21 protein-coding genes are annotated in these 25,956 nt (G+C 68.7%); 13 read left to right on the top strand and 8 right to left on the bottom strand.

Annotated features, from left to right (window positions below; all coding sequences use genetic code 11):
- Positions 1-2: 2 nt before the first annotated feature.
- The 5 genes from rfbH to L6Q67_RS11645 all read right to left on the bottom strand — a co-directional run bounded on the left by rfbH (position 3) and on the right by L6Q67_RS11645 (position 4,600).
- Positions 3-1,367: a lipopolysaccharide biosynthesis protein RfbH gene (gene rfbH / locus L6Q67_RS11665; RefSeq protein ID WP_296569453.1), complete on the bottom strand. Its 1,365-nt coding sequence runs from the start codon at positions 1,365-1,367 to the stop codon at positions 3-5.
- Positions 1,364-2,431 carry a CDP-glucose 4,6-dehydratase gene (gene rfbG / locus L6Q67_RS11660; protein ID WP_296569451.1) on the bottom strand — a complete coding sequence of 356 codons (1,068 nt, stop codon included), beginning with the start codon at positions 2,429-2,431 and terminating at the stop codon, positions 1,364-1,366. The genes rfbH and rfbG overlap by 4 nt, the downstream gene beginning before the upstream one ends.
- Positions 2,416-3,186, bottom strand: coding sequence for a glucose-1-phosphate cytidylyltransferase (gene rfbF, locus L6Q67_RS11655; RefSeq protein WP_296569449.1), 771 nt, complete (start codon positions 3,184-3,186; stop codon positions 2,416-2,418). The genes rfbG and rfbF overlap by 16 nt, the downstream gene beginning before the upstream one ends.
- A 102-nt stretch (positions 3,187-3,288) precedes the next feature.
- The gene (locus tag L6Q67_RS11650) at positions 3,289-3,873 is read right to left on the bottom strand and encodes a hypothetical protein (RefSeq protein WP_296569447.1); all 585 of its coding nucleotides are present in this window, start codon (positions 3,871-3,873) and stop codon (positions 3,289-3,291) included.
- 70 nt (positions 3,874-3,943) lie between these two features.
- The gene (locus tag L6Q67_RS11645) at positions 3,944-4,600 is read right to left on the bottom strand and encodes an HAD family hydrolase (RefSeq protein ID WP_296569445.1); all 657 of its coding nucleotides are present in this window, start codon (positions 4,598-4,600) and stop codon (positions 3,944-3,946) included.
- Between the two features lie 82 nt (positions 4,601-4,682).
- Between L6Q67_RS11645 and tcdA the strand changes: the two genes are divergently transcribed.
- Entirely contained in the window at positions 4,683-5,480 is a 798-nt protein-coding gene (tcdA, locus tag L6Q67_RS11640) for a tRNA cyclic N6-threonylcarbamoyladenosine(37) synthase TcdA (protein WP_296569564.1), read from the top strand.
- On the opposite strand, the gene L6Q67_RS11635 is transcribed toward tcdA, so the two are convergent.
- Positions 5,455-6,309, bottom strand: coding sequence for a M23 family metallopeptidase (locus tag L6Q67_RS11635; RefSeq protein WP_296569443.1), 855 nt, complete (start codon positions 6,307-6,309; stop codon positions 5,455-5,457). The two genes, tcdA and L6Q67_RS11635, sit on opposite strands and share 26 nt — an antisense overlap.
- Before the next feature lie 174 nt (positions 6,310-6,483).
- On the opposite strand from L6Q67_RS11635, the gene L6Q67_RS11630 reads away from it, so the two are divergent.
- The 8 genes from L6Q67_RS11630 (at position 6,484) to L6Q67_RS11595 (ending at position 18,320) form a co-directional block, all read left to right on the top strand.
- Positions 6,484-6,849: a CbiX/SirB N-terminal domain-containing protein gene (locus L6Q67_RS11630; protein ID WP_296569441.1), complete on the top strand. Its 366-nt coding sequence runs from the start codon at positions 6,484-6,486 to the stop codon at positions 6,847-6,849.
- A 198-nt stretch (positions 6,850-7,047) separates the two neighbouring features.
- Positions 7,048-7,716 (top strand): ATP-binding protein, encoded by a 669-nt coding sequence (locus L6Q67_RS11625; RefSeq protein ID WP_296569439.1) that lies wholly within the window; start codon positions 7,048-7,050, stop codon positions 7,714-7,716.
- Positions 7,717-7,770: 54 nt separating this feature from the next.
- A complete protein-coding gene (locus L6Q67_RS11620) occupies positions 7,771-8,832 on the top strand; it encodes an efflux RND transporter periplasmic adaptor subunit (RefSeq protein ID WP_296569437.1) in 1,062 nt (353 codons plus the stop codon).
- 3 nt (positions 8,833-8,835) lie between these two features.
- Positions 8,836-12,096, top strand: coding sequence for an efflux RND transporter permease subunit (locus L6Q67_RS11615; protein ID WP_296569435.1), 3,261 nt, complete (start codon positions 8,836-8,838; stop codon positions 12,094-12,096).
- The gene (locus L6Q67_RS11610; protein ID WP_296569433.1) at positions 12,093-12,317 is read left to right on the top strand and encodes a DUF2892 domain-containing protein; all 225 of its coding nucleotides are present in this window, start codon (positions 12,093-12,095) and stop codon (positions 12,315-12,317) included. Before L6Q67_RS11615 ends, L6Q67_RS11610 begins: the two co-directional genes overlap by 4 nt.
- A gap of 87 nt (positions 12,318-12,404) precedes the next feature.
- Positions 12,405-15,794, top strand: coding sequence for a PAS domain-containing protein (locus tag L6Q67_RS11605; protein WP_296569431.1), 3,390 nt, complete (start codon positions 12,405-12,407; stop codon positions 15,792-15,794).
- The gene (locus tag L6Q67_RS11600) at positions 15,795-16,700 is read left to right on the top strand and encodes a response regulator (RefSeq protein ID WP_296569429.1); all 906 of its coding nucleotides are present in this window, start codon (positions 15,795-15,797) and stop codon (positions 16,698-16,700) included.
- A 69-nt stretch (positions 16,701-16,769) separates the two neighbouring features.
- Positions 16,770-18,320, top strand: coding sequence for a SpoIIE family protein phosphatase (locus tag L6Q67_RS11595; RefSeq protein WP_296569427.1), 1,551 nt, complete (start codon positions 16,770-16,772; stop codon positions 18,318-18,320).
- Here L6Q67_RS11595 and L6Q67_RS11590 read toward each other — a convergent pair.
- Complete coding sequence (locus L6Q67_RS11590) at positions 18,317-19,738, bottom strand: sensor histidine kinase (RefSeq protein ID WP_296569426.1); 1,422 nt, start codon at positions 19,736-19,738, stop codon at positions 18,317-18,319. The genes L6Q67_RS11595 and L6Q67_RS11590 overlap by 4 nt on opposite strands.
- Positions 19,735-20,412: a response regulator gene (locus tag L6Q67_RS11585; protein WP_296569424.1), complete on the bottom strand. Its 678-nt coding sequence runs from the start codon at positions 20,410-20,412 to the stop codon at positions 19,735-19,737. The genes L6Q67_RS11590 and L6Q67_RS11585 overlap by 4 nt, the downstream gene beginning before the upstream one ends.
- Before the next feature lie 160 nt (positions 20,413-20,572).
- On the opposite strand from L6Q67_RS11585, the gene L6Q67_RS11580 reads away from it, so the two are divergent.
- From L6Q67_RS11580 to L6Q67_RS11565, 4 genes are all read left to right on the top strand, one after another.
- Entirely contained in the window at positions 20,573-21,955 is a 1,383-nt protein-coding gene (locus L6Q67_RS11580) for a porin (protein ID WP_296569423.1), read from the top strand.
- Between the two features lie 70 nt (positions 21,956-22,025).
- Positions 22,026-23,126 (top strand): ABC transporter substrate-binding protein, encoded by a 1,101-nt coding sequence (locus L6Q67_RS11575; protein WP_296569421.1) that lies wholly within the window; start codon positions 22,026-22,028, stop codon positions 23,124-23,126.
- 92 nt (positions 23,127-23,218) lie between these two features.
- Positions 23,219-24,889: an iron ABC transporter permease gene (locus L6Q67_RS11570; RefSeq protein WP_296569419.1), complete on the top strand. Its 1,671-nt coding sequence runs from the start codon at positions 23,219-23,221 to the stop codon at positions 24,887-24,889.
- On the top strand, positions 24,882-25,949 hold the full coding sequence (locus L6Q67_RS11565) for an ABC transporter ATP-binding protein (protein WP_296569418.1): 1,068 nt from the start codon (positions 24,882-24,884) through the stop codon (positions 25,947-25,949). Before L6Q67_RS11570 ends, L6Q67_RS11565 begins: the two co-directional genes overlap by 8 nt.
- Positions 25,950-25,956 lie beyond the last annotated feature (7 nt).

The following is a 25,956-nucleotide window of genomic DNA, read 5'->3' as shown; positions in this document are numbered from 1 at the left end:
GCTCAGAAGCCTGCGCCGACAAACTGGCGGATCAGCCCGGCGCTGTAGTCGAGTTGCGCCTCGGAGAGCCCGGGCCACAGGCCGATCCAGAAGGTGTCGCGCATGATCCGGTCGGCCACGGGCAGCTCACCCACCACCCGGAAGTTGCGCCCGGCCATGGAGGGCTGGCGGGTCAGGTTGCCAGCAAACAGCAGGCGGGTGCCGACCTTGTGCTGGTCGAGGTATTCGAGCAGGTCGACGCGATTGACCCCGGCCTCGGGGCGCAGGGTGATGGGGTAGCCGAACCAGGACGGGTCACTGCCCGGGGTGGCTTCCGGCAGGATCAGGAAGTCGGTGGCATCGGCGAGCCGGGCCGTGAGGTGTTCGAAATTGTGTTTGCGGGCGGCAATGAAGCCGTCCAGCCGGTCGAGCTGGGCCAGGCCGCAGGCGGCCTGCATGTCGGTGATCTTGAGGTTGTAGCCGATGTGGCTGTAGGTGTACTTGTGGTCGTAGCCCGGCGGCAGGCTGCCCAGCTGCCAGCCGAAACGCTTGCCGCAGGTGTTGTCGCAGCCTGGCTTGCACCAGCAGTCGCGGCCCCAGTCGCGGAAGGATTCGGCGATCTGGCGCAGCTGCGGGTCATTGGTGAGCACCGCGCCGCCCTCGCCCATGGTGATGTGGTGGGCGGGGTAGAAGGACAGGGTGGCGAGGTGGCCGAAGGTGCCCACCTTGCGGCCCTTCCAGGTGGAGCCGAGGGCGTCGCAGCAGTCTTCGATCAGCCACAGGTTGTGGGCCTGGGCGAAGGCGCAGATGGCGTCCAGATCGAAGGGGTTGCCCAGGGTGTGGGCGATCATGATGGCCTTGGTGCGGGGCGACAGGGCCGCCTCCAGCAGGCTCACGTCGATGTTGTAGCCGGGCAGGGTGGCGTCCACGAAGACCGGTACGGCGCCGTTCTGCAGGATGGGATTGACGGTGGTGGGGAAGCCCGCCGCTACAGTGATGACCTCGTCACCGGGCTGGATGGCGCGGGCGCCGAGCTTGGGCGAGGTGAGGGTCGAGAAGGCCACCAGGTTGGCCGACGAGCCGGAGTTGACGGTGAGGGCGTGGGCGACGCCGACAAACGCCGCCAGGCGGGCCTCGAAGGCGTCGTTGAAGCGGCCGGTGGTGAGCCAGGCGTCCAGGGCGGCGTCGATCATGGCGTCTTTCTCCGGGTCGCCGACGACCTTGCCGGAGGGGGGCACGGCGTCGACGCCGGGGCGCCAGGCCTGGGGCGAGGTGGCGGCCCGGGCCGGGCGGACGATGATCTCCAGTTCCTGCCCGGCCAGCTCTGGCAGGTCGAGCTGGAGGCGGCCATCGGCGCCGGGGGTGAGGGTCTTGCGGATCAGGCTCATGGGGGGCTTCCGAAGGCGACGATTTCGTCGAGGGTGTAGCGCTGCATGTCGGCACCGCTGCGCCAGGCCCGGTGCCAGGCGAGGCTGCGGGCCACGGCCTCACCGGCGTGCCAGCGGGGCTGCCAGCCCAGCCGGTCGCGGGCCTTGCTGCAGTCGAGCCTGAGGGTATGGGCTTCGTGGACCTGGGGTGTATCGGCCACGGTCCAGCGGGCGTCGGAGCCCCAGCCTTCGGCCAGGCGTTCGACCACCCAGGCGACGGTCCTGGCGTCGCTGTCGTCGGGGCCGAAGTTCCAGCCTTCGGCACAGGCCGGGCCGCTTTCGACAAGCCGCTGGGCGAGCAGGAGGTAGCCGGACAAGGGCTCCAGCACGTGCTGCCAGGGGCGGATGGCGCCCGGGTTGCGCAGGGTGACTGGGTTGCCGGCAGCAAAGGCGGCGAGCACGTCGGGCACCAGCCGGCTCGGGGTCCAGTCGCCCCCGCCGATCACGTTGCCGGCGCGGGCGCTGGCCACGGGGATGCCGCTGGCGGCCAGGAAGGACCGGCGGTAGGAGGCGACGACCAGCTCGGTGCAGCCCTTGCTGGCGGAGTAGGGGTCGTGGCCGCCCATGGGGTCGGTTTCCCGGTAGCCCTGCGCCTGCTCGCGGTTTTCGTAGCACTTGTCGCTGCTCACCACCACCACGGCCCGGATGCCGGGCACCTGGCGGCAGGCTTCGAGCAGGTGCACCGTGCCCATGACGTTGGTGGCGAAGGTGTCCACCGGCGCTTCGTACGACAGCGGTACCAGGGGCTGGGCGGCCAGGTGGAGGACGATCTCCGGCCGGGCGGCGGCCATGGCGGTGCGCAGGGCGGCGGCGTCGCGCACGTCGCCCAGAGTGGAGTGCATGCCGCGGGCCACGTCGGCCACGTCAAACAGCGCCGGGGTGGTTTCCGGGGCGAGGGCGTAGCCGTGCACGTCGGCGCCCATCGATTGCAGCCACAGGCTGAGCCAGCTGCCCTTGAAGCCGGTGTGGCCGGTGAGAAAGACCCGCCGACCCCGCCAGAAGGCCGGATTCACCAGGTTTTCCATGGCGCGTTGCCGCTGGTCCACAGGTCTTCCAGCACGGTCTTGTCGCGCAGGGTGTCCATGGGGCGCCAGAAGCCGGTGTGCTGGAAGGCGGCAAGCTGGTCCCGGGCGATCAGCTCGCCGAGCACGGGGCCCTCGAAGATGGTCTGGTCGCTGTCGATGAGGTCGAGCACCTGGGGTGACAGCACGAAGAAGCCGCCGTTGATGAAGCCACCGTCGCCCAGGGGCTTTTCGACGAAGGCGCTGACGGTGTCACCCTTCAGCTCCAGGGAGCCGAAGCGCCCGGGGGGCTGCACGGCGGCGACGGTGGCCAGCTTGCCGTGGGCGCGATGGAAGGCCAGCTCGGCACCGATGTCGATGTCGGCCACCCCGTCGCCATAGGTGAAGCAGAAGGCCTCTTCGTCCTCCAGGTACTGGCGCACCCGCCCCAGGCGGCCGCCGGTCTGGGTGCTGTCGCCGGTATCCACCAGGGTCACGCGCCAGGGCTCGGCGTGGCGTTCGTGGATTTCCATGCGGTTGTGGGTCATGTCGAAGGTGACGTCCGACATGTGCAGGAAATAGTTGGCGAAGTACTCCTTGATCACGTAGCCCATGTAGCCGCAGCAGATCACGAAGTCGTGGATGCCGTGGCTGGAATAGATCTTCATGATGTGCCAGAGAATGGGACGGCCGCCGATGCCGATCATCGGCTTCGGGCGGTTGACGGTCTCTTCACTGATGCGGGTGCCCAGGCCACCCGCGAGGATCACGGCTTTCATCGACGCTCCAGGGGAATGTGGAGCCGATGTTATGCGTGGCAGGGGCCGGGCTTAGGGCGGAACAGGGGGGGGAAAGGGGGGTATTTCCGCCAGGGCAGCGCGTCAGCGGCCGGCGGGGAAGCTCGGCGGGTTGGCGCCGCAGACGATGTAGTCGTCGTCGCTCATCACGGGCTTGAACTCGCAGGGGCGGGACGGCGCCACGTTTTCGGTGATGCGGGCAAAACGCGGGTCGGCCACCCGCGGGGAGCGGGCGTTTTCCTGGCGCTGGGCCTCGCTGCGCCGGCTGGCTTCGATGATCCGCAGGGCCTCCTCGCTGGAGCCCGAATCGCCGGGCGGGTAGGCGGACGGGGCGGGCTGTTCGGATGCGCGGAGACGCCGGGCAATACCGAGGGACTCCGACCGTAGCACGGTATGGTTCACGTCCGAGCCGTAGTTGGTGCTGCGGAAGCGGGTCTCGGTGGGCGGCAGCGGCGCCTGGTAGCGGAGGGTGGGTGTGGGCGCGGTGACGTGGCTGTCGTAATGGGTTTCGTGGTGGGGTACGTGCACCGGCGTTGGCGTGCTGTGGCTCATGCCGATGCTACGGCCGCCACCGAAGCGCCGGGCTTCGGCGTCGGGTGCGTTGAGGGCGAGGGTGCCGGCCAGGGCAAGGAGGGCGAGCAGGCTACGGGTCGGTGCGGTGACGGTCATGACGGCAGGCACATGAAGATCGGGTGACGGAAGTCTAGTGGCTGGAGCAGGATCGGGGCAATGTTTCCGCTCAGCCTGCCAGCAAGGCCTGGCCCAGGGCCTCGGGCGACGCGGCGTGGTGCCAGTGGGCGGCCATCTCGGTGGGCTGGATGCTGCCGTAGCCCCAGGTGACGGCGATGAAGGGCAGGCCGTTGGCATCGGCGGATTCGCCGTCTTCGCTGCGGTCGCCGATGTAGATGGCTTCGTGCTTCGGGATGCTCTGGTCGGCGAGCAGGCGGCCGATCATGGCGGCCTTGTCGGGCAGGCGCGGGGAGAACAGGTCGAGGGCGTAGACGTGGGCGAAGTGGGTGCTCCAGCCCAGGTGCTCGAGGATCAGGCGGGTGGGGTGGATGCGTTTGTTGGTGGCGATGGACAGGGTCAGGCCGGCGCTGGCGAGGGCGGCGAGCAGGGCGCCGACGCCGGGGTAGTCGGCGGTGGCCTTGTAGCCTTCGGTGTCGTAGCTGGCCTTGAAGGCGTCGGCGAGGCGGCCGATCAGGGCGGCGTCCTGGCTGCCCGAGAGGAGTTGCAGCGTTTCCAGCAGCGGCGGGCCGATGATGCTTTCGTCGATGCTGCGCACCGGGGCGATGCCGCTGTGGGCAAAGGCCTCGCGGAAGCTGGCGAGGATGGCCGGGGCGGAGTCGATGAGGGTACCGTCGAGGTCGAAGAGGATGTGCGGGTAGCGGGCCATGGCAGGGGGCAGGAGGGATCGGATGGGGGCGATTATCGCCTGCTCGGTTATATTTGCGCGCCTCGACCGCCGCTGGATTGCCATGGACACCGCCGACCTGAACCTTGCCGATGATTCCCGCCGTTTTGGCGGCATTGCCCGCCTCTACGGGGAGGCGGGGCGGGCCCGCCTGGCTGCAGCCCATGTGTGCGTGGTGGGCATTGGAGGCGTGGGTTCCTGGGCGGCGGAGGCGCTGGCCCGGACCGGCGTGGGCCGGCTGACCCTGATCGATCTGGACCACGTGGCCGAATCCAACATCAACCGGCAGATCCATGCGGCCGACGCGACCCTCGGGCAGGCCAAGGTGGAGGCCATGCGCGAGCGCATCGCCGGCTACAACCCGGCCTGCCGGGTGGCGGTGGTGGATGACTTCGTGACCGTGGATAACGCCGCGCAGCTGCTGGCCGGGGGCTACGATTACGTGGTGGACGCCATCGACGCGGTGCGGGTGAAGGTGGCGATGATTGCCGTGGCCCGGGAGCAGGGCTTGCCCCTGGTGACCTGTGGCGCCGCCGGGGGGCAGATCGACCCGACGCAGCTCCGCGTCGATGACCTGGCCCGGACCCTCCAGGACCCCCTGCTCGCCAAGGTGCGCGGGCAATTGCGCAAGGCCCACGGTTTTACCCGTGATCCGAAGAAGAAGTTCGGGGTGGAGGCGGTGTTCTCCACCGAGCCCCTGCGCTACCCGGCGCCGGAGGCGGCCTGCGAGGTGACGGCAGGGGCGGCCCCGGGCCCGGCCGGCCTCAACTGCGCCGGCTTTGGCTCGGTGGTCACGGTGACCGCCTGCGTGGGGATGTTTGCGGCGGCCCGGGTGATCAACGGGCTGGCTGCGGCCCGATGAACAGGGCCGGGTCCACGGCCGCGCCATTCAGATAAACGCTCCAGTGCAGGTGCGGGCCGGTGGCCCGGCCGGTGTTGCCGACCAGCCCGAGGAGCTCGCCCCGGCGCACCGTCTGGCCCACTTCGACCCGGGCCTGGCTGAGGTGGCAGACCATGCTGACGAAGCCCTGGCCGTGGTCCACGAACACCGTCTTGCCGTTGAAGTAGAGATCGTCCACCAGGCTCACCACGCCGTCGGCCGGCGCGCGGATGGGGGCGCCGGCGGGGGCGGCGACGTCTAGGCCGGTATGGGGCGCACGGGGTTCGCCGTTGAATACCCGGCGCAGGCCGAAGCGGCTGGACAGGCGCCCGCTGCTGGGCAGGTCGAGATCGGTGCGGGGCACCGGCACCTCGCGGAACTGGCTGCGCACCTGGAGCTGGCGTTCCCGTTCGGCGGCGATGCGATCCAGGTCCTCCGGGTCGGGGCTGACCATCTTCGGGTTCTTCAGGGTCAGGCGCTGTTCGGGGTAGGCCTTGGGGCCGACCTGGAAAGGCACACGGCGGGCCTCGGGGCCGACTTCGATGGCCTGCTCGCCCAGGGAGGTGTCGAGGGGCAGGCCGATCAGAGCCTGCCAGCCTCCAGGGCCCTGCTGCAGGAGCACGGGTTTGCCGCCAAAGCGCACCAGCGGACGGGGGGTGTTGGCGGGGGCCACCGTGAGCGCGACGACGCCACCGGGCACCGCCGCGGGGCGGACCTGGGCGCTGGCGATGCGCGGGATGAGGGCTGTTGCGCACAGGAAGAGCAGGGCCGCACGAACTAATTGCGGTCTCGACGGGACTATTTCACACATGGTTGCAGGAGATAAGAGGGGGTGACGGATTTGGGCATGAGCCTTTGCCACCCCGGATTAAGATCCTGCGAAGCTTATTGCAAATTCGTCCGGGTGGCCTCTCCCTTCGTGGATTGCCTGCCGCAGTACGGGGTCTGATGCCCCGGCTCCCGGGCGCGAAACGGGGAGAGTTGAATGTCGCAGCAAGCCATTGTGCTGTTTGCTCACGGGGCGCGGGATCCGGAGTGGGCCAAGCCGGCCCGGCGGGTCGCAGCGGAGGTGCAGCGCCTGCTGCCGGAGGTGACGGTCAGCGTGGCCTTTCTGGAGTTGATGGAGCCGACCCTGGCAGCTGCGGTGGAGGCCGCCGCTGCGTCGGGGGCCCGGCAGCTGCGGGTGGTGCCCCTGTTTCTGGCCCAGGGGGGGCACCTGAAGCGGGATGTGCCCGCGTTGATCGAGGATGTCCGGGCCCGCCATCCGGGCTGTGAAATCACGCTGAGCGTTGCCGTGGGTGAGGATGAAGGTGTTGTCCGGGCCATGGCGGCGTTTGCCGCTGGCGTCTGAGTGTCCATGGTCAATGTGGGTCAGGGAAATGTCCTGCGGTCGATGAGCGGGCGGGTGTGGGTGGTCGGTGATGATCCCCGATCGATGGCGGACCTGGCGCGTGGCTTGCTGACCGCCGGCTTCGCGTGCGAGTGCCTGGGTACGGATGGGGCGCGTGCACGCCTTGCGTCCGGGCCACCGGGGGTGGAGCGGGTGGTGTTGGATGCCGTCCCCGGCGCAGTGGCGGGCGAACTCCTCGACGGTCTGCGCCGCAGCGGGGTGATCGTGACCATGCTGGTGGAGGCGGAGGATCTTTCGGCCATCGAGGTGGGCCTGGTGTCCGGGGTGGCAGGCTTTGCCGTAAAACCGGTCGAAACACGCACCCTGATGGCCGCGATGATGCTGCCGGGTGGTGAGGTGCTGACGCCGTCGGGGGGGTGTTTCCCGTTTCGCACCCTCGAAGATGTCTCCGGTTTGTCGCAGTTGGTGGCGGGGCTGTGCCCCGATCCGGCCAGCGTCCAGATTGCCCTGTCGGAGCTGATGAACAACGCCATCGAGCACGGCAACCTGGGCCTCGGTTTCGAGCGCAAGGGTGAGCTGATGGCCATGGGCGCCTGGCGCAACGAGGTCGAGCGCCTGCTCGGCATGCCCGAACATGCGGCACGCTTCGCTTACCTGCGGGTCGAGTGCCGGCCGCGGGAGGTCCGCTTCCTGATTCGCGACCAGGGCCAGGGCTTCGATCCGCAGCCTTACCTCAATCTCGACCCCGACAGATCGGTGGAGCCCCATGGCCGCGGCATCGCCATCGCCCGGATGCTGGCCTTCCCGGAGCTGGTTTTTCTCGACGGCGGTCGTTGCGTGGAAGGGGTGGTGCGGCGCGCTGGCTGAGCACGGGAGCCGCCCTCGCCTTGACGACGCATAATATAAGTGTATTCTTATATTATGCGTCGATACCCTTCTCCCCATGCTGGGGCGGTCCTTGCCGGAGCGCTCCTCTCCCTCTCCCTGGCTGTGTTTGCCGACGAGGCGCGCAGCCCTGCGCCCACCATCCAGCTCCGCCCCCAGGCCCAGGCCCGCACCTACACGGCCGAGGCCACCATCGAAGCCGTACGTCAGGCCACCGTGGCGGCCCAGGTTTCGGGGCGGGTGCTGGAAACCTGGGTCGATGCTGGTGCCCGGGTGCGCCAGGGCGATGTGCTGATGCGCATCGATACCCGTGAAGCCGACCAGGCGGTGGCCGCGGCCGGCGCCAACGTGGCGGCGGCGCGGGCCCGCATGGAGGACGCCCGCCTGGCCCTGGAGCGGGCCCGCAGCCTGAAGGCGCGCAACTTCGTCAGCGCCAGCGCGGTGGACCAGGCCCAGGCCGCCTTCGATACCGCCACTGCCCAGCACAAGGCTGCCGAGGCGGGGCGTGCCCAGGTGGAAACCACCCGGGGCTTCGCGACAGTCACGGCGCCCCTCACGGGCGTGGTGGCCCAGCGCCTGGCCGAGGTGGGCGAGATGGCCCAGCCGGGCCGCCCGCTGCTGATCATCCACGAGCCCGGCGGGCTGCGTGCTGTGGCCGATGTACCCCAGTCGCGCCTGGCGGAGCTGGGCAAGCCCGGCCTGCGGGCCCGAATCGAGTTTCCCGAAAGCGGGCGCGGCTTCGATGGGGGCGCAATCACCGTCCTGCCCTCGGCCGATCCACGCACCCACACTGCCCGGGTGCGTATCAATCTGCCGGTCGAGGCGGCCGGCGTGGTGCCGGGCATGGCTGCCCGGGTGCAGTTCCTCACCGGCGGCGAGGCTCCGTCCAGCGTGTCGGTGCCGGCGGCGGCGGTGCTGCGCCGGGGTGAACTCACCGGCGTTTACGTGGCGGATGGCAAGGGCGGCTTCAGCCTGCGCCAGCTGCGGGTCGGCAGCGTGCTGGCCGATGGCTCGGTCGAAGTGCTGGCCGGGCTGTCGGGGGGCGAGACCGTGGCTCTGGACCCGGTGCGTGCCGGCCTGCTGCGTCAGAAGCGCTGAACCATGGGGATCTCCGGACGCATCGCGGCGCTGTTCCAGCGCAACGCGCTCACCCCCCTGCTGGCCCTGGTGCTGATGCTGCTGGGTGTCTTCGCCACCCTGATCACCCCCAAGGAGGAGGAGCCCCAGATCGACGTCACCATGGCCGACGTGATGGTGGCCTTCCCCGGCGCCTCGGCCAAGGACGTGGAGGCCCTGGTGGCCCGGCCCGCCGAGCAGGTGCTGTCGCGCATCGCCGGCATGGACCACGTGTATTCCGTGTCCCGCCCGGGCATGGCCATCATCACTGTGCAGTTCAAGGTGGGGGTGAAGAACCAGGACGCCGTGGTGCGCCTGTACGACACCATCCACAGCCATCAGGACTGGATCTCGCCCCAGCTCGGGGTGGGCGAGCCCATCATCAAGCCCAAGGGCATCGACGATGTCCCCATCGTTGCCCTCACCCTGTGGACCCGCGACCCGCAGCGCTCGGCCTTCGAGCTGCAACAGGTTGGGCGGGCCGTGGAGGTGGAACTCAAGCGCGTGCGCGGCACCCGCGACGTGAGCACCATCGGCGGGCCGGGCCATGTGCTGCGGGTGCTGATGGACCCGGGCCGGATGAACGGCTTCGGCGTTACGCCCCAGGACCTGAAGGGCGCGCTGCTGCTGGCCAATGCGTCCCAGCCCAGCGGCACCCTGACCGCTTCGGGCCAGGAGGTGCTGGTGCAGACCGGCACCTACATCGCCAGCGCCGATGACGTGAAGCGCCTGGTGGTGGGCGTGTCCGGCGGCAAGCCGGTGCATGTGTCCGACGTGGCCCGGGTGGTGGATGGGCCGGATCAGCCCTCGCGCTTCGTGTGGCACGGCCTGGGCAAGGGCTCGGCGGGGGCCGATGGGGCCGGCGAGCGCTTTCCGGCGGTGACCCTGTCCATCTCCAAGAAGCCGGGTGAGAACGCCGCCGATGTGGCCGACGGCGTGATCCGCCGCATCGAGGCCCTGAAAGGCAGCGTGGTGCCCGAGGGCGTCGAGGTGAGCGTGACCCGCAACTACGGCGCCACTGCCACCGAGAAGGCCGACAAGCTGATCGGCAAGCTGGTGTTCGCCACCTCGGCGGTGGTGTTGCTGGTGCTGCTGGCCCTGGGCCGGCGCGAGGCGGTGATCGTCGGCGCGGCAGTCACCCTCACCCTCGCCGCCACCCTGTTCGCCTCGTGGGCCTGGGGCTTCACCCTCAACCGGGTCAGCCTGTTTGCCCTGATCTTCTCCATCGGCATCCTGGTGGACGACGCCATCGTGGTGGTGGAGAACATCCACCGCTGGCAGACCCTGGAGCCCGGCAAGCCCCTGTGGGAGCTGATCCCGAAGGCGGTGGACGAGGTGGGCGGGCCGACCATCCTGGCCACCTTCACGGTGATCGCGGCGCTGCTGCCGATGGCCTTCGTCAGCGGCCTGATGGGCCCCTACATGAGCCCCATCCCCATCAATTCATCGATGGGCATGTTCATCTCCCTGGCGGTGGCCTTCGTGGTCACGCCCTGGCTGGCGGGCAAGCTCATGAAGGGCGGGCATGACGGGGTTGCCGCCGCTTCGACCCACGCCCCCGACCGGATGACCGCCGGCCTCGAGCGCCTGTTCCGGCGCCTGATGACACCCCTGCTCGACCCGCGCACCGGCGGGCGGGCCCGGGCCGGGCTGTGGTTCGGCGTGGTGCTGGCCATCGGGCTGTCGGTGTCCCTGGCGGTGGTGCAGCTGGTGGTGCTCAAGATGCTGCCCTTCGACAACAAGAGCGAATTCCAGGTGGTGCTGGACATGCCCGTGGGCACGCCGGTGGAGACCACCGCCGAGGTGCTGCGGGAGATCGGCGACGCCCTCGCCCGGGTGGACGAGGTGACCGACTACCAGACCTATGCCGGCACCGCTGCGCCCATCAACTTCAATGGCCTGGTGCGCCAGTACTACCTGCGTGCGCTGCCCGAGATGGGCGACATCCAGGTGAACCTGGTGGACAAGCATCAGCGCAGCCGCAAGAGCCACGAGGTGGCGGTTTCCGTGCGCGATACGGTGGCGGCCATTGCCAGAAAGCATGGCGGCAACGCCAAGGTGGTGGAGGTGCCGCCGGGCCCGCCCGTGCTCTCGCCCATCGTCGCCGAGGTGTACGGGCCGGACTACGCCGGGCAGGTGGCGGTGGCCCGTCAGGTGCGCGCCGCCTTCGAGGCCACGCCGGACATCGTCGGCGTGGATGACACGGTGGATGAGGAAGCGCCCAAGCTGGTGCTGCGGGTCAATCAGGCCAAGGCCGCCCGCCTCGGCGTGGCCCAGGCCGACATCGTCGAGGTGGTGCGCCTGGGCCTGGGGGGCGAAAACGTGACCCCCGTGCATGGGGGCGACAACAAGTACGAGATCCCGGTACGCCTGAGCCTGCCGCCGGAGAGCCTGTCGACGGTGGGCGCCGTGCTGCAGATGAAGGTGAGGGCCCGCGCCCCAGAGGCGGCGGGCACCCTGGTGCCCGTGTCGGAGCTGGTGGAGGTGCTGCCTGCCACCCGGGAGCAGGTCATCTATCACAAGGATCTGCTGCCCGTGGTGTACGTGACCGGCGACATGGGCGGCAAGCTGGATTCGCCGCTCTACGGCATGTTCGACATCCGCAGCCGGCTTAAGGACCTGCCCCTGGTGGGCCCGCGCCTGGCCGGCACCCTGGACGAGTGGTTCATCCACCAGCCCGACGACCCCTACGCGGGCTACGCCATCAAATGGGACGGCGAATGGCAGATCACCTACGAGACCTTCCGCGACATGGGCGCCGCCTACGCCGTGGGCCTGGTGCTGATCTACGTGCTGGTGGTGGCCCAGTTCCGCAGCTATCTGGTGCCGCTGATCATCATGGCGCCGATTCCCCTGACGATCATCGGGGTGATGCCCGGCCACGCCCTGCTGGGCAGCCAGTACACCGCCACCAGCATGATCGGCATGATCGCCCTGGCCGGCATCATCGTGCGCAACTCCATCCTGCTGGTGGACTTCATCGATCAGCAGGTGCGGGCCGGTACAGCACTGGCGGAGGCGACCATCCACGCCGCCGCGGTGCGGGCCAAGCCCATCGGCCTGACCGGCCTGGCGGCCATGATCGGGGCGGTGTTCATCCTTGACGACCCCATCTTCAACGGCCTGGCCATCAGCCTGATCTTCGGCGTGCTGGTGTCCACTCTGCTGACCCTGGTGGTCATTCCGGTCCTTTACTTCGCGGCCATGCACAAGCGCGTCGCCGCCCTTCAGGGAGAATCCCCATGAGTCTCAGCATCAATCAGTGCGTCCGGGTCTTTGCCGGCTCCTTCGTGCTCATCTCCCTGGCCCTCGGCGTGGAGGGCAGCCCGCTTTTCGTGAGCAGCAAGTTCCTGTGGTTTACGGCCTTTGTGGGAGCCAACCTGCTGCAGAGCGGATTCACCCGTTTCTGCCCGCTGGAGAACATTCTGCGCAGGTTCGGCGTGAAGGACGGCCCGGCCTGCGGGTGAGCCATGTGCTTTGAGGGGCGGGGGCCCTTGTGCCCCCTTCAATAGCTTCCTCAAGCTTCCCCGGCGCGCGCCGTTCACCCCCGGGTGATGAGCACGCGCAAGTCCCTCTCCCAGAGATTCGACCTCTCGCTGTCCGGCAGTCTGCCGGGCGGGCGACGTCAGTGGTTTGCCGCGGTGCTGGTTGTTGGCGTGGTGATCACTACCCTCAGCTGGTACCGACTGCATGAGCACGAGGATGAGCTGGCCCGAGCCGTGCATCAGGCAGCGGCCGATCGCCTGGAGCAGCAACTCGCCGACCGCCTCAGCAAGATCGACCTGATCCTGCGGGGGCTGGCAGGGCTGTTCGATGCCCAGCACATGGTCGAGCGCCGCGAGTTTGAAGCCTACATCTCCGGCCTGCAGCCCGACGAGGCGGTGCCCGAGGTGGCCGGCATCGGTCTGGCCCGACGGGTCGAGGTGTCGCGGGCTGCGCCCATCGAGGCCCTGATGAGCGCGAGCTACGGCCGTCCCATCCGCATCCATCCCGCACCTGACCCGGCGCGGGGGCCCCATGTCTATCCCATCAGCTACTTCTGGCCCCTGAGTGCTCGCAGCGAGGGGGTGATCGGCTTCGACGGCTTCGCCGAGCCCCTGCGCCGCAGGACCATGGAGGCGGCAATCCACTCCCGCAAGATGGCCATGAGCCCGCCGGTGTCCCTGGTGGTGCTCGATCAGGACAAGCCGGTCAGCGGTGTGCTGGTCTATCGTGCGGCCCATCCGATGGATGAGCTGGCTCCTGAGCTGGGGCCCGAGGGGCTGTTGGTGATCGGAATCAACGTGATCCAGATGTTTGACGGGCTCCGCCAGTCGGCCATCTCGGGCTACGGCCTGCATGTTGCAGATGCCAGCTCGGCCCCTGCCCAGGTGCTTTATGCCTTTGATCTGCCTGCGGCGGGGGGGCTCCGTCTGGTCCGTCACCTGAATTTCGGTGATCGGGTGTGGGACGTGACCCTGACCGCACCCGTCCCCGTCGAGGTGGCCTCGTCCACCTTGGCCGGTCTCGGCGGGCTCGCCATCAGTGTGCTGCTGGCCTTCCTGGTGGCCAGCCTGGCCGACCAGCAGAAGCGTGCCCTGGCCATTGCCGAGCGCATGACCGGAGAGCTGCGGGCCAGCGAGAACCGCTTCGAGCTCGCCGTGTCGGCGACGGACGAGGGCATCTGGGAATGGCAGGCCGGGCGCCCGCAACTCTTCCTGTCACCGCGCTGCGACCGGCTCCTGGGCTACCCGGACGGGGGGCTGCCACGCCGGCTGCGGGGCATCCTGCGCTCCATGACCCGTCCGGCCCGCCATGAATTCCTGGCGGCCTATCGCCAGCACGCGACGGGTCAGGGCCCTTTGCATTGTGTGGTCCCCATCCGCCGGATCGACGGCAGCCAGGGCTGGTTCCAGCTGGCCGGCAAGACCGAGTTCGCGGCCGACGGGCGCCCGCTGCGCACCGCCGGGGCGGCATCGGACGTCACCCAGCTGCGCCGTGCCCAGCAAGAGGTCATCGACTCCCACGCCAAGCTCGACACCCTGTACCGGCATGCCTCCCTGGGCATGGCGCTGGTGGACACCTCCGGACGCTACCGTCAGGCCAACGCCGCCTTCTGCCGCATCACCGGCTACAGCGAGGAAGAGTTGTGCAGCGCTGACTGCCCGACCCTGCATCCGGCCGAGTTTGCCGGCCGGGACGCCCGGGCGGTGGTGGATGCCTGCCTCGGCGCACCCACGCGGGCCTACGAGACCGAGTTCATCCACAAGCTGGGGCACCGGATATCGGTGGTGGTGACGACGACCATGGTGGGAGGCTGCGATGCGGCCCGGTGGGTGATCGTTGAAGACGTATCGACCCGGAAGGCCGAGCAGCAGGCGATCCAGGAGGCCCACGCCACCAACGAATCCCTGATCGCGGCCATCCCCGACATGCTCTTCCAGCTCGACGGGGAAATGCACATCGTGCGCTACCACGCGCCGTCAGACGACGCCTTGTCCATGCCGCCGGAGAACTTCCTCGGGCGCCGCCTCGATGGCGCCCTGTCGCCGGACATGGCCCGGCGTTTCGGCATGGCGGCCCTTGCCGCTGCCCGCAGCGGCTGCCTGCAGCGCATTGAATACGCGTCGCGCCGGGGCGGAACCGAGAGGCACTTCGAAGCACGCTTCCAGGCGGTACGTACCGGCGGGAGCCTGGCGGTGATCCGCGATGTGACCGAAAGACGGGTGGCCGAGCTGGCCCTGCGGGAGAGCGAAGCGCGCTGGCAGTTTGCCCTCGATGGGGCCGGTGACGGGGTGTGGGACTGGAACATCCGCACCGGGCATGTCTATCGCTCGCCCCGCTGGGTCACCATGCTGGGCTACGAGGTGGGCGAAATCTCCGACACCATCGACGACTGGTCGTCTCGCCTGCATCCGGACGATCTGGCCCCCGCCCTGGCCGCCCAGGATGTCCACCTGAAGGGCGAGTCACCGCTGTTCACCCACGAAGTCCGGATGCGCTGCAAGGACGGCAGCTACAAATGGATCCGGGCCCGGGGCCTGGTGGTGGAGCGCGACCCGGACGGCCGCCCCCTGCGCATGATCGGCACCCATTCGGATATCGACGAGGCCAAGGCGCGGGAAAACCAGATCCTCGATCACAACCTCAATCTCTCGTCCCTGGTGGCCGGCCGTACCCACGACCTGCAACTCGCCAAGGAGGCGGCCGAGGCGGCCAACGAGGCCAAGTCGGTCTTCCTGGCCAACATGTCCCACGAGCTGCGCACCCCGATGCACGGCGTGCTCAGCTACGCCCGGCTCGGTGAAACCCGGGTGGCCCAGGTGGGGCACGAAAAGCTGCGCAGCTACTTTCATCGCATCCGGGTCAGCGGCGAACGGTTGCTGACCCTGCTCAACGATCTTCTCGACCTCTCCAAGCTGGAGGCCGGGCACATGGTCCTGAACCTGGCGCCGATGCGCCTCGAGCAGGTGATCGGCGATGCGCTCAGCGAGTTCGATGCACTCTTCCTGTCCCGGCGTCAGCAGCTTGCCCTGGAGGTGGAGGAAGGCCTCCCCGACCCGATGGGGGACGCCGCGCGCATCGGGCAGGTGGTGCGCAACCTGCTGTCGAATGCCTCCAAGTTCACCCCCGAGGGCAAGGGCATCCACATCCGGCTGGCACACGCCAGCCTGCCCAGCGGGCTGCAGGGGGTGGCCTTGAGCGTATCCGACGAAGGGGTCGGCATCCCGCCCGGCGAGCTGGATGCCGTCTTCGACAAGTTCGTGCAGAGCAGCCGCACCCGCACCGGGGCGGGAGGCACTGGCCTCGGGCTGGCCATCTGCCAGGAAATCGTTGCGGCCCACAAAGGCACTATCCGGGCCTGCGGCAATGCTGCCGGGGGGGCCGAGTTCACCGTTATCTTGCCGTTGGGGGAGGCGCAGCAGCGCGCTCTCCCGGCGGCTGTCGAACACAAGGAAAGCTAGATGAGCAAGGCACGCATACTGGTCGTCGATGACGAACCCTTCAACCTGGACATCGTCGCCGAATACCTGGACGAAATGGACTTCGACCTGGTGATGGTGGAGTCGGGGGAGGGGGCGTGGGCCGAGCTGAGCCAGCCTGACAGTGCCTTCGATCTGGTGCTCCTGGACCGCATGATGCCGGGCATGGACGGCATCATGCTGCTCCGCAAGATCAAGGCCGACGAGCGCCTTGGCTCCATCCCGGTGATCATGCAGACGGCGGCCACGTCCCCCGAACAGGTGCGCGAGGGCCTCGCTGCCGGCGCTTTCTATTACCTTACCAAGCCCTTCGAGGGTGAGGCCCTGCAGACCATCATCCGCTCCGCGCTCGATGACATGCGTGTGCGTCGGGAGCTCAGGGCCAGCCTGGTCGATCACGAACGCGCCCTGTCCTGTCTGGCCGAGGGCTCCTTCACCATCCGTACCCTGGAAGAGGCGCGCACCCTGGCGTCCTTCGTCGCGCTGCTCGGAGCCCAGCCGGAAACCCTGGCCATGGGCCTGTCGGAGCTGCTGGTGAACGGGGTCGAGCACGGCAACCTGGGCATCGATTTTGCCGAGAAGAGCCGCCTGCGGGAGGCCGATTGCTGGGAAGAGGAGGTGGCCCGCCGCCTGGCGCTGGAGGCCAACCGCGACAAGACGGTGCGGCTGCGGGTGTGGGGTGACGACACCCGCTGGGTCTTCGAGATTCGCGACGATGGGCCGGGCTTCGACTGGCGCCGCTTCCTGGATTTCGACCCGGAGCGGGCCTTCGCCCCCAATGGCCGCGGCATCGCGCTTTCCCGCCAGCTGTCCTTTGCCAGCCTCACCTACCTGCCGCCGGGCAACCAGGTGGTGGTGACGGTTCCCAAGCCGGAGCGGTGCTCATGATCCGCCGCGCGTCAGCCCTGAATCCATGGATGCCTGCAGCCGTCGGCGTCGCCCTGCGGGAGCCGCGTGATGGCTGAGAAGATCCTGCGGGTGCTCGTCGCCGACGACATCGCCTCCAACCGGACCATCGTCGGTGCCTTCCTGGCCCATCTTGACTGCGTCCCCCTGTTTGCCAGCGACGGGGTCGAGGCGGTGGACATCTTTCGCCGCGAATCCCCTGACGTCGTGCTGATGGACCTGATGATGCCGCGCATGGACGGCTTCGAGGCCATCCGCCAGATCCGCGCCATCGCCGGTGACCACTGGGTGCCCATCATCATCCTGTCGGCGCTCAGCGGTGAGGGTGACATCGTCCATGGCCTCGACATCGGGGCAGACGACTATCTCGCCAAGCCCCTGTCCTTCCCGGTGTTCTCGGCGCGCTTCAAGGCCCTGCGGCGCCTGCTCGACATGCAGCGGCGCCTGTCGGGCTCGCTCGAACAGGTGCGGGCGGTGGCCAATGGGGTGATCGACGGCATCATCTCCGCCGACGTGGAGGGCACCATCCTGTCGGTGAACCGGGCGGCCAGCCAGATTTTCGGCTACACGGCCTCCGAGATGGTCGGGCAGAACCTCCGCGTCCTCATGCCCAACGTCCACCGGGACGCCCACGACGGCTACATGCGGCGCTATGCCGAGACGGGGCAGAAGCGGGTCATCGGGCAGATCCGTGAGCTGGAGGCAGTGCGCAAGGATGGCACCGTCTTCTCCATCGAGCTGGGGGTGTCGGACCTGCAGCTGCCCAACCGGCGCATGTTCATCGGCGTCATCCGTGATGTCTCCGAGACCCGCCGCATCCAGCGTCAGCTGGCCGATGACGCGGCCCGGCTGCAGCGCTACCACGATGAGTCCGAGCGGGAGCAGGAGCTCGCCATGAACATCATGGAGCGGCAGATCCGCTCCGACTGGCTCCACGACAAGGCCGTGCAGTACGCGGTAATGCCGGCCCGCAATTTCTCGGGCGACGTGGTGGCGGTGGCCCGGGCACCGGATGGCGCCCTGTATGCCATGCTCGCCGACGCCACCGGCCACGGTCTGGCAGCGGCGGTCAGCGTGCTGCCGGCCCTCGGGGCCTTCTACCGGGGGGCGGCCCGCAACGTCGCCCTCGAGGTGCTGGTCACCGAACTCAACGACATGCTGTGCGGCCTGCTGCCGCCGGGCCACTTCGTTGCCTCGGCCCTAGTCCGTCTGGATGCCGGCAAACCCTCCGGGCGGCTGTGGGTGGGGGGGGTGCCGGACATCCTGTTCGTGGATGACGCGGGGCAGATCGTGCAGAGCTTTACGTCCCGACAGCTGCCTCTGGGCATCCTGCCGTCGGCGGAGGCCGGTGTGCACTGCGAGGACTTCCAGTGGTCCGTGGCGGGGCAGCTGGTGCTCTGCTCCGACGGCCTGACCGAAGCGGAGAATGGCATCCGCATACCTTTCGGCCGCGCCGAACTGACCAAGGTGCTGGCCGCCAGCCCCCGCGCCGAACGCCTGCGCAATCTGCGCCACGCCCTCACCCGGCACCTCGCCGGGCAGCCTGCCAGCGACGACGTGTCGGTGCTGATCCTCGACTGCGAGCTGAAGGCGGGGAGCTAGGGGCCGGCGCTGCCGGGCAGACGGATCTCCACCTCCAGCCCCCGCCCGCCCGGCCCGTCGCCGAGGGTGATCTCGCCCCCGTGGGCGAGCACGATCTCGCGCACGATGGCCAGGCCGAGCCCGCTGCCCTGGTGGTTGCGGGTGTCCAGCCGGAAGAAGCGCAGAAACACGTTGCCGCGCTGGGCCTCGGGGATGCCCGGGCCGTCGTCGGTGACCCGCAGGCTGACCTGCCCGGCCCCGTCGCCCGCGGCAGGGCGATGCCCCAGGGCCACGGTCACGGTGCCGCCTTCCGGGATGTAGCGCAGGGCGTTGTCCACGAGGTTGGCGATCATCTCCCGCAGCAGCAGCGGGTGGCCCTCCACCCGGGCACTGCCTTCCCCTTCAAAGCCCAGGTCGATCTGGCGCCGGGCCGCCAGGGGCAGCAGCTCGACCACCAGATCCCGCGCCACCGGTGACAGATCCACCGGCTGGTGGGCAAACAGCAGACCGTTGGCCGACTCGGCCCGGGACAGGGACAGGAGCTGGTTGGTGAGCCGGATGGCACTGCCCAGGCTCTGGTGGAAGGCCTCCACCGCCGGGCGCATGTCGGCCGCCTCGGTCTGGCGCAGGGCGTATTCCGCCTGGGTGTTGAGCACCGCCAGGGGCGTGCGCAGTTGGTGGGCGGCATCGGTGATGAAGCGCCGACGGGCCTCCACCATGCGGGCGATGCGGTCCATGTGCAGGTTGATGGCGTCCACCAGCGGCACCACCTCGCCGGGCACTTCGCCGGCCTCGATGGGGGTCAGGTCGTCCTCGGGGCGCTTGCGGATCGCCGTGCCCAGGCGCTCGATGGGCTTCACCGCCTGTCGGGTGGCCAGCAGCGCCACCCCCAGGGCCACCACCACCAGCACCGCCTTGCGGCCGATCTCCCCCAGGAACAGGGTCTGCACCACATCCTGGCGGGAGTGGGTGGTCTCCCCCAGGATCACCACCACCGGCTTGGGAAACTCGGTGCGGTAGAGGGGCTTGAGCATGGCCCCGAGGCGCAGGGCCTGGCCCTTGTAAACGCCGTCGTAGAACACCGCCTCGTTGGGGCGGAGGCGGCCCGGCGCCGGCAGGCCGTCGTAGCCGGTGATGACATCTTCGTCCGGATGGCCGACGCTGTAGAAGACCCGGTCGGAGCTGCCCGCCTCGAACAGTTCCAGGGCGGAGTAGGGAATGTCCACCACCACCTCCTGGTCGGTGGCGTAGATGCGCTCGGCGATGCCCTTGAGGGAGGCCGACAGGGAGCGGTCGTAGGCCTGGTTGGCGGCGGCCAGGGCGTCCCGGTAGCTGAACCAGGCGTCCATGCCGAGCAGGGCGGTGAGCACCCCCACCAGCCACAGGGCCAGGCCGCGCTTGAGGCTGCGGTGGGGCCCCGGTGAGGCGCCAGCGTTCATGCGGCGGCCTCGGGCGGGGCATCGATCAGGTAGCCCAGGCCCCGCACGGTGGTCACCACCACGCCGCTGCCTTCCAGCTTCTTGCGCAGGCGCGAGACGTAGATCTCGATGGCTTCCTGGCGGGCGTCCTGGTCCATGCTGAAGACCTTCTCGAACAGCACGTCCCGGGCCACCGGCCGGCCGATGCGGGCCAGCAGCGCCTCCAGTACGGCCAGCTCGCGGGGGGTGAGGGCCAGGGGCTGGCCCTTGACGCTGGGCTGGCGGCTCACCGTGTCGTAGCTCAGCGTACCCAGCTGGACCACCGGTGTGTGGCCCGCTGAACGGCGCAGCAGGGCCTTCAGGCGTGCCTCCAGCTCGCCCAGCTCGAAGGGCTTGGGCAGGTAGTCGTCGGCCCCCAGGTTGAGGCCGCGGATGCGGTCATCCACCGAGCCCCGGGCCGTGAAGATCAGCACCGGCACCCGTGAGCCCCGGGCCCGCAGGCCGCGCAGCACATCCAGACCGTCCTTGCCGGGCAGGGACAGGTCGAGCAGCACGCCGTCGTATTCACCGGTCAGCAGGAAGTGTTCGGCGTGGTCGCCCCGGTCGGCCACATCCACCGCGTAGCCGCCCTGGCGCAGGGCCCGGGCCACCCATTCGCACAGCTCCGGATGGTCTTCGACCAGCAGGATTCTCATCGTTGTCTCCTCGTCGCCGGCTTGGGCCGGACTCATTGGAACGGATTCTTGCGGCTCCGGGGACCGAAAGCAAATCGAAAGCCTCCGCGCCTTTAATGCGCTCCATACCGCTCCATGAGGGCGGAACAGACCAACAACACACCTCTGTCGGAGGAGACAAATGCATCACAAGACCCTGTACCGGGCAGTTCTCGCCTGCCTGGCCCCGATGGCCGTCGCCGGTGCCGCCCACGCGGCGCCCCTGGATGAACTGCGTGCAGAGATCGCCGCCCAGAAGGTGCGCCTGGAAAAACTGGAGGAGCAGCTCCAGGCCACCGCCGCCACCGCGGCCACGGCCACCCGCAAGGCCGAGGAGGCCAGCAAGTCGGCCCAGGCCGTTGCCGCACCGGCCAAAGCCAGCGGGCCGGGCATGCCGGCCGGCCTGTCCATCTACGGCATCATCGACGCCGGCGTGGAATATGGCGACTACGGCCAGGGCGCCAAGGCCCGGGTGCAGAGCGGCCTCGGCTCGGCCAGCCGGCTGGGCTTCAAGGGTGAGCGCAGCTTTGGCGACGACCTCACCGCCTACTTCCAGCTCGAAGCCGGCGTGTCGGTGGATAACGGCCAGAACACCGGCCACTCGTCCAACGTCAGCAACCCGGGGCAGGGCGCGGCGTCGTCGGCCTCGGTCAACAGCACCGGCGTGGCGATCTTCTCCCGCAACACCTTCATCGGCCTGGCCAGCAAGACCTACGGCGACCTGCGCGTGGGCCGCGACTACGCGCCGATCTACTCCATCACCAGCACCTCCGACCCCTTCACCATCGGTGGCGCCACCGCCTTCCGCCTGTGGTCCAGCGCCGCGGCCAGCCGCTTCGACAACGGCCTGTTCTATGCCACGCCGAAGTTCGGCGGCGTGCAGGCCCGCCTGGCCTACAGCGCCGGCATGGAGAACAACAGCGACTCCCAGGTGGGGATCTCGGGTGGCTCCGGCGGCGGCAACAGCAATACCGGCCCGCAGAATGAGGGCAAGGGCGTCTCCGGCAGCCTGACCTACGCCCAGGGGCCGCTCTTTGTGGGCGCGGGCTACCTGGCCTTCCAGCGCATGGGCAACGTCACCGCGCCCGCCACCGAGAACATCCGGCGCAGCGCCTGGAACCTGGCAGCCACCTACGATCTGGGCGTGGCCAAGTTCTACGCCCAGTACCTGAGTGGCCGCGACACCCAGGAAGGCGCCGCCATCCATACCAGCCTCGACCGCCGTATCTGGTGGCTGGGCACCGCCGTGCCCCTGGCCAAGCGCCACACCGTCCGCGCCGTGTATGCCCGCCTGGACGACCGCATGGCCACCAACCGGGACTCCGATCACTACGGCCTGGGCTACGAGTTCGCCCTCGACAAGCAGACCGACCTCTATGCCTATTACGCCCAGGTGAGCAACCAGAACGGGGGCCAGAACTCCCTGTGCGCCGGCGGCACCTGCCAGGGCTATGACAAGGACTCCGGTCTGCCCCCTAACTTCACCCCCAAGTCGCTGATGATGGGCGCCCGATACCGTTTCTGACCCGCACCGATGGGCTCCCCGCTCACCGGCGGGGGGCAACGAATGCCAGAATGACACCAAGGAGACAAGAATGAACATCACCCGTCGCCGCTTCCAGCGCGGCCTGCTCGCCGCCCTCACCTGCGCCGCCCTCGGCCTGGGCCTCGCCGCCCCGGCGGTCGCCCAATCCACCGCCGATCTGCTGGCCGCCGCCCAGAAAGAGGGCAAACTGGTGATCTACGGCGTCACCGACAACGAGCAGGCCAACCACCTGATCCGCGAGTTCCGGGTCCAGTACCCGGGCATCCAGGTGGAGTACAGCAACATGAGCACCACCGAGCTGTACAACCGCTTCATCTCCGAAACCGCCGCCGGCAGCTCCGCCGACGTGACCTGGTCGTCGGCCATGGACCTGCAGATCAAGCTGGTCAACGACGGCTACGCCCAGCCCCACAAGTCGGCCGAAACCGCCAAGCTGCCCGAGTGGGCCAACTGGAAGAACGAGGCCTTCGGCACCACCTACGAGCCCATCGGCTTCGTATACAACAAGCGCCTGATCCCGGCCGCCGACGTGCCCCAGACCCACGCCGATTTCATCAAGCTGCTGGCCACCCAGGCCGACAAGTTCAAGGGCAAGGTGAACACCTATGACCCGGAAAAGTCCGGTGTCGGCTTCATGCTGGTTACCCAGGACAAGCAGGTCAATGCCGCCGGCTTTGCCGATCTGCAAAAGGCCCTCGGGGCGGTGCAGGTCAAGGTGCAGGCCTCCACCGGGACGATGATGGAGCGCATCGCCTCCGGCGAGAATCTGATCGGCTATAACCTCAACACCGCCTATGCCCTGACCCGGGCCGCCAAGGACCCGTCCATCGGCATCGTCCTGCCCAAGGACTACACCCTGGTGCTGAGCCGCGTCATGTTCATCGCCAAAAAGGCCAAGAGCCCCAACGCGGCCAAGCTGTGGCTCGACTTCGTGCTCTCGAAGAAGGGCCAGGAGATCATCGCCAGCAAGGCCGATCTCTACGCCATCCGCCCGGACGTGGAAGGCGACACCACCGCCAGCGGTCTCAAGAAGCAGCTCGGCGACGCCCTGCGGCCGGTGGCCATCAACACCGGCCTGCTCACCTACCTCGATCAGGCCAAGCGGCTCGAGTTCCTCAAGCAGTGGAACAGCGCCGTCAAGGGCAAGTAAGCACCGCCTGAATCCCCCTGTGGCGTAGTCCGTCCGGCCCCTTCGCGGGGGCCGGCAGACCCCTCACGCCCCTCCGTCCAAGGAGCCTCTCCATGTTGCAAACATTGCCTAGACGGGCAGTGGTGGCCCTGCTCGCCCTCTCCGTCTTCTTTCCCATCGGTCTGGTGCTCTGGCAGAGCGTCCTGTCCGGCCCCTTCTTCATGCCGGCGGCGGTCCCCAGCCTCGAGTCCTACGCCTTCATCTTCAACGACCCCGACTTCTGGCAGGCGGGCAGGAACACCCTGGCCGTGGCCTTCGGCATGGGCGCCATCGCCATCCCCCTGGGGGCCATCCTGGCCTTCATCATGGTGCGCACCGACTTGCCCGGCCGGCGCTGGCTCGAGACCCCCATCCTGGTGCCGATCTTCGTCTCCCCGGTGGTGCTGGGCTTCGGCTACGTGGTGTCCCTGGGGCCGGTGGGCTTCTTCTCGGTGTGGTTCCAGGAGCTCTTCGGCAGCGTGCCCTGGAACATCTACTCGCTGGCGTCGATCATCGTCATCGCCGGCCTGACCCATGTGCCCCACGTGTATCTGTATTCGTCGTCGGCCCTGCGCAACCTGGGCTCCGACGTGGAGGAGGCGGCCCGCCTGAGCGGCGCCGGCCCCTTCCGGGTGGCCCGGGACGTGTCCCTGCCCATGGTCTCGCCGGCGCTGCTTTACGTGGGGGTGCTGGTGTTCTTCCTGGGCTTCGAGATCTTCGGGCTGCCCCTGATCCTGGGTGACCCCGAGGGCCACCTGGTGCTCACCACCTACCTCTACAAGCTCACCAACAAGCTCGGCACGCCCTCGTATCACCTGATGGCGGCGGTGGCCACCTGCATCATCGCCGTCACCTTTCCGCTGGTGCTGCTGCAGCGGGCCCTGCTCAAGTCGGCCCAGCGCTTCGTGGCCATGAAGGGCAAGTCGGCCCGCCAGCGCCCGCTCATGCTGGGGCCCTGGAAGTGGCTGGCCCTGGCGCTGATCCTGGCCTGGCTCTTCGTCACCGTGGTGGTGCCGGTGTCGGGCATTGCCCTGCGCTCGGTGGTGAGCAGCTGGGGCCAGGGGGTGAACCTGCTCGAGGTGCTGACCCTGGATCACTTCCGGGCGGTGTTCGAGGAGGACACGATGATCCGCTCGATCATCAACTCGGTGCTGATCGGCACCCTGGGCGGCGCCCTGGCCATTGGCTGCTATCTCGCCGTGGGCCTGGCCATCCACCGCAAGAACGACGGCCTGGCCCGTTTTGTGGACTACATCGTCCTCACCCCCCGTGCCGTGCCGGGCCTGATGGCCGGCCTGGCGGTGTTCTGGGTGTTCCTGTTCGTGCCCTTCCTGTCGCCCCTGCGCTCCACCCTGTTCTCGGTGTGGTTCGCCTACGCCGTGGTGTGGCTGGCCTACGGCATGCGTCTGATCCAGAGCGCCCTGATGCAGGTCGGCCCGGAGCTCGAAGAGGCCGGCCGCCTGGTGGGTGCCTCCCACAGCCGGGTGTCCCGGGACATCACCATCCCGCTGGTGCGCAACGGCCTGCTCGGCGCCTGGCTGCTGGTGTTCATGATCTTCGAGCGGGAGTACTCCACCGGCGTCTACCTGCTCTCCCCCGGCACCGAGGTGATCGGTGCGCAAATCGTCTCCCTGTGGGCCTCCGGCGCTGTCGACGTGGTGGCCGCCCTGTCCCTGATCAATATGGCGCTGGTGGGCATCGGCCTGGCCATCGCCCTGCGTTTCGGAGTGAAACTTCATGACTGACAAGACCATCCTCTCCGTCGATAACCTGGCCCTGTCCTACGGCAGCAACCCCATCCTCAAGGGTGTCTCCATGCAGCTGCGCCGGGGCGAGGTGGTCTCCCTGCTCGGGCCTTCGGGCAGCGGCAAGACCACCCTGCTGCGGGCCGTGGCCGGCCTCGAACAGCCCCACACCGGCAGCGTCACCATCGCCGGGCGGGCCATCTACGACGCCGCCGCCGGCATCGACATCCCGGCCGAAAAGCGGGACCTGGGGCTGGTCTTCCAGTCCTACGCCCTGTGGCCGCACAAGACGGTGTTCGACAACGTGGCCTACCCGCTCAAGCTGCGCAAGGTGGCCGCAGGCGAGATGGGCACCCGGGTCCATGCCGCCCTCAAGAACCTGGGCCTCGATCACCTGGCCGAGCGCTATCCCCACCAGCTCTCCGGCGGCCAGCAGCAGCGGGTGTCCATTGCCCGGGCGCTGGTCTACAACCCGCCGGTGATCCTGCTCGACGAGCCCCTCTCCAACCTGGACGCCAAGATGCGCGAGGAGGCCCGCGCCTGGCTGCGCAACCTGATCGTCGAGATGCAGCTGTCGGCCCTGGTGGTGACCCACGACCAGTCCGAGGCGATGGCCATGTCCGACCGCATCCTGCTGCTCAACGGCGGGGTGATCGAGCAGCAGGGCACCCCCCAGGAGATGTACGGCCAGCCCCAGACCCATTTCGTGGCCGACTTCATGGGCAGCAACAACGTCATGAAGGGGCGCATCGGCGACATCCGTGGCGGGGAGGCGCGCATCGACCTGGACAACGGCATGGCCGTGTGGGGCCTGCGCCGTACCAACGCCGCCATCGGCCACGAGGCCTGCGCCGTGGTCCGGGTGGAGCAGGCCCAGCTGTGTGAAGGGCCCGGCGACAACCGGGCGGAGATCGAGCTGGTCACCTCCATGTTCCTCGGCGACCGTTTCGAGTACGTCTTTCATGCCGGTGACGACCTGCTGCGGGTGTGGGGCAAGACCCACGAAGCCCCCGGGCGGCGCTGGGTGTCCCTGCCGGCCGGCGGGGTGTGGATCTTCTGATTCCGAC

Origin of the sequence: Zoogloea sp., assembly GCF_023150065.1 — a bacterium.
Lineage (GTDB): Bacteria > Pseudomonadota > Gammaproteobacteria > Burkholderiales > Rhodocyclaceae > Zoogloea.
Note: the sequence above shows the minus strand (reverse complement) of the source record. Positions and strands in the feature narration are given on the sequence as shown.

Excerpts from the sequence above, each read along its gene's own strand:
- L6Q67_RS11605 (WP_296569431.1), top strand. The coding sequence starts at position 12,405 with ATGAGCACGCGCAAGTCCCTCTCCCAGAGATTCGACCTCTCGCTGTCC.
- L6Q67_RS11610 (WP_296569433.1), top strand. The coding sequence starts at position 12,093 with ATGAGTCTCAGCATCAATCAGTGCGTCCGGGTCTTTGCCGGCTCCTTC.
- L6Q67_RS11595 (WP_296569427.1), top strand. The coding sequence starts at position 16,770 with ATGGCTGAGAAGATCCTGCGGGTGCTCGTCGCCGACGACATCGCCTCC.
- L6Q67_RS11590 (WP_296569426.1), bottom strand. The coding sequence starts at position 19,738 with ATGAACGCTGGCGCCTCACCGGGGCCCCACCGCAGCCTCAAGCGCGGC.
- L6Q67_RS11565 (WP_296569418.1), top strand. The coding sequence starts at position 24,882 with ATGACTGACAAGACCATCCTCTCCGTCGATAACCTGGCCCTGTCCTAC.
- rfbH (WP_296569453.1), bottom strand. The coding sequence starts at position 1,367 with ATGAGCCTGATCCGCAAGACCCTCACCCCCGGCGCCGATGGCCGCCTC.
- rfbF (WP_296569449.1), bottom strand. The coding sequence starts at position 3,186 with ATGAAAGCCGTGATCCTCGCGGGTGGCCTGGGCACCCGCATCAGTGAA.
- tcdA (WP_296569564.1), top strand. The coding sequence starts at position 4,683 with ATGGACACCGCCGACCTGAACCTTGCCGATGATTCCCGCCGTTTTGGC.
- L6Q67_RS11580 (WP_296569423.1), top strand. The coding sequence starts at position 20,573 with ATGCATCACAAGACCCTGTACCGGGCAGTTCTCGCCTGCCTGGCCCCG.
- L6Q67_RS11570 (WP_296569419.1), top strand. The coding sequence starts at position 23,219 with ATGTTGCAAACATTGCCTAGACGGGCAGTGGTGGCCCTGCTCGCCCTC.
- L6Q67_RS11575 (WP_296569421.1), top strand. The coding sequence starts at position 22,026 with ATGAACATCACCCGTCGCCGCTTCCAGCGCGGCCTGCTCGCCGCCCTC.
- L6Q67_RS11635 (WP_296569443.1), bottom strand. The coding sequence starts at position 6,309 with ATGTGTGAAATAGTCCCGTCGAGACCGCAATTAGTTCGTGCGGCCCTG.
- L6Q67_RS11630 (WP_296569441.1), top strand. The coding sequence starts at position 6,484 with ATGTCGCAGCAAGCCATTGTGCTGTTTGCTCACGGGGCGCGGGATCCG.
- L6Q67_RS11585 (WP_296569424.1), bottom strand. The coding sequence starts at position 20,412 with ATGAGAATCCTGCTGGTCGAAGACCATCCGGAGCTGTGCGAATGGGTG.
- L6Q67_RS11615 (WP_296569435.1), top strand. The coding sequence starts at position 8,836 with ATGGGGATCTCCGGACGCATCGCGGCGCTGTTCCAGCGCAACGCGCTC.
- L6Q67_RS11645 (WP_296569445.1), bottom strand. The coding sequence starts at position 4,600 with ATGGCCCGCTACCCGCACATCCTCTTCGACCTCGACGGTACCCTCATC.
- L6Q67_RS11620 (WP_296569437.1), top strand. The coding sequence starts at position 7,771 with ATGCGTCGATACCCTTCTCCCCATGCTGGGGCGGTCCTTGCCGGAGCG.
- L6Q67_RS11650 (WP_296569447.1), bottom strand. The coding sequence starts at position 3,873 with ATGACCGTCACCGCACCGACCCGTAGCCTGCTCGCCCTCCTTGCCCTG.
- rfbG (WP_296569451.1), bottom strand. The coding sequence starts at position 2,431 with ATGGAAAACCTGGTGAATCCGGCCTTCTGGCGGGGTCGGCGGGTCTTT.
- L6Q67_RS11600 (WP_296569429.1), top strand. The coding sequence starts at position 15,795 with ATGAGCAAGGCACGCATACTGGTCGTCGATGACGAACCCTTCAACCTG.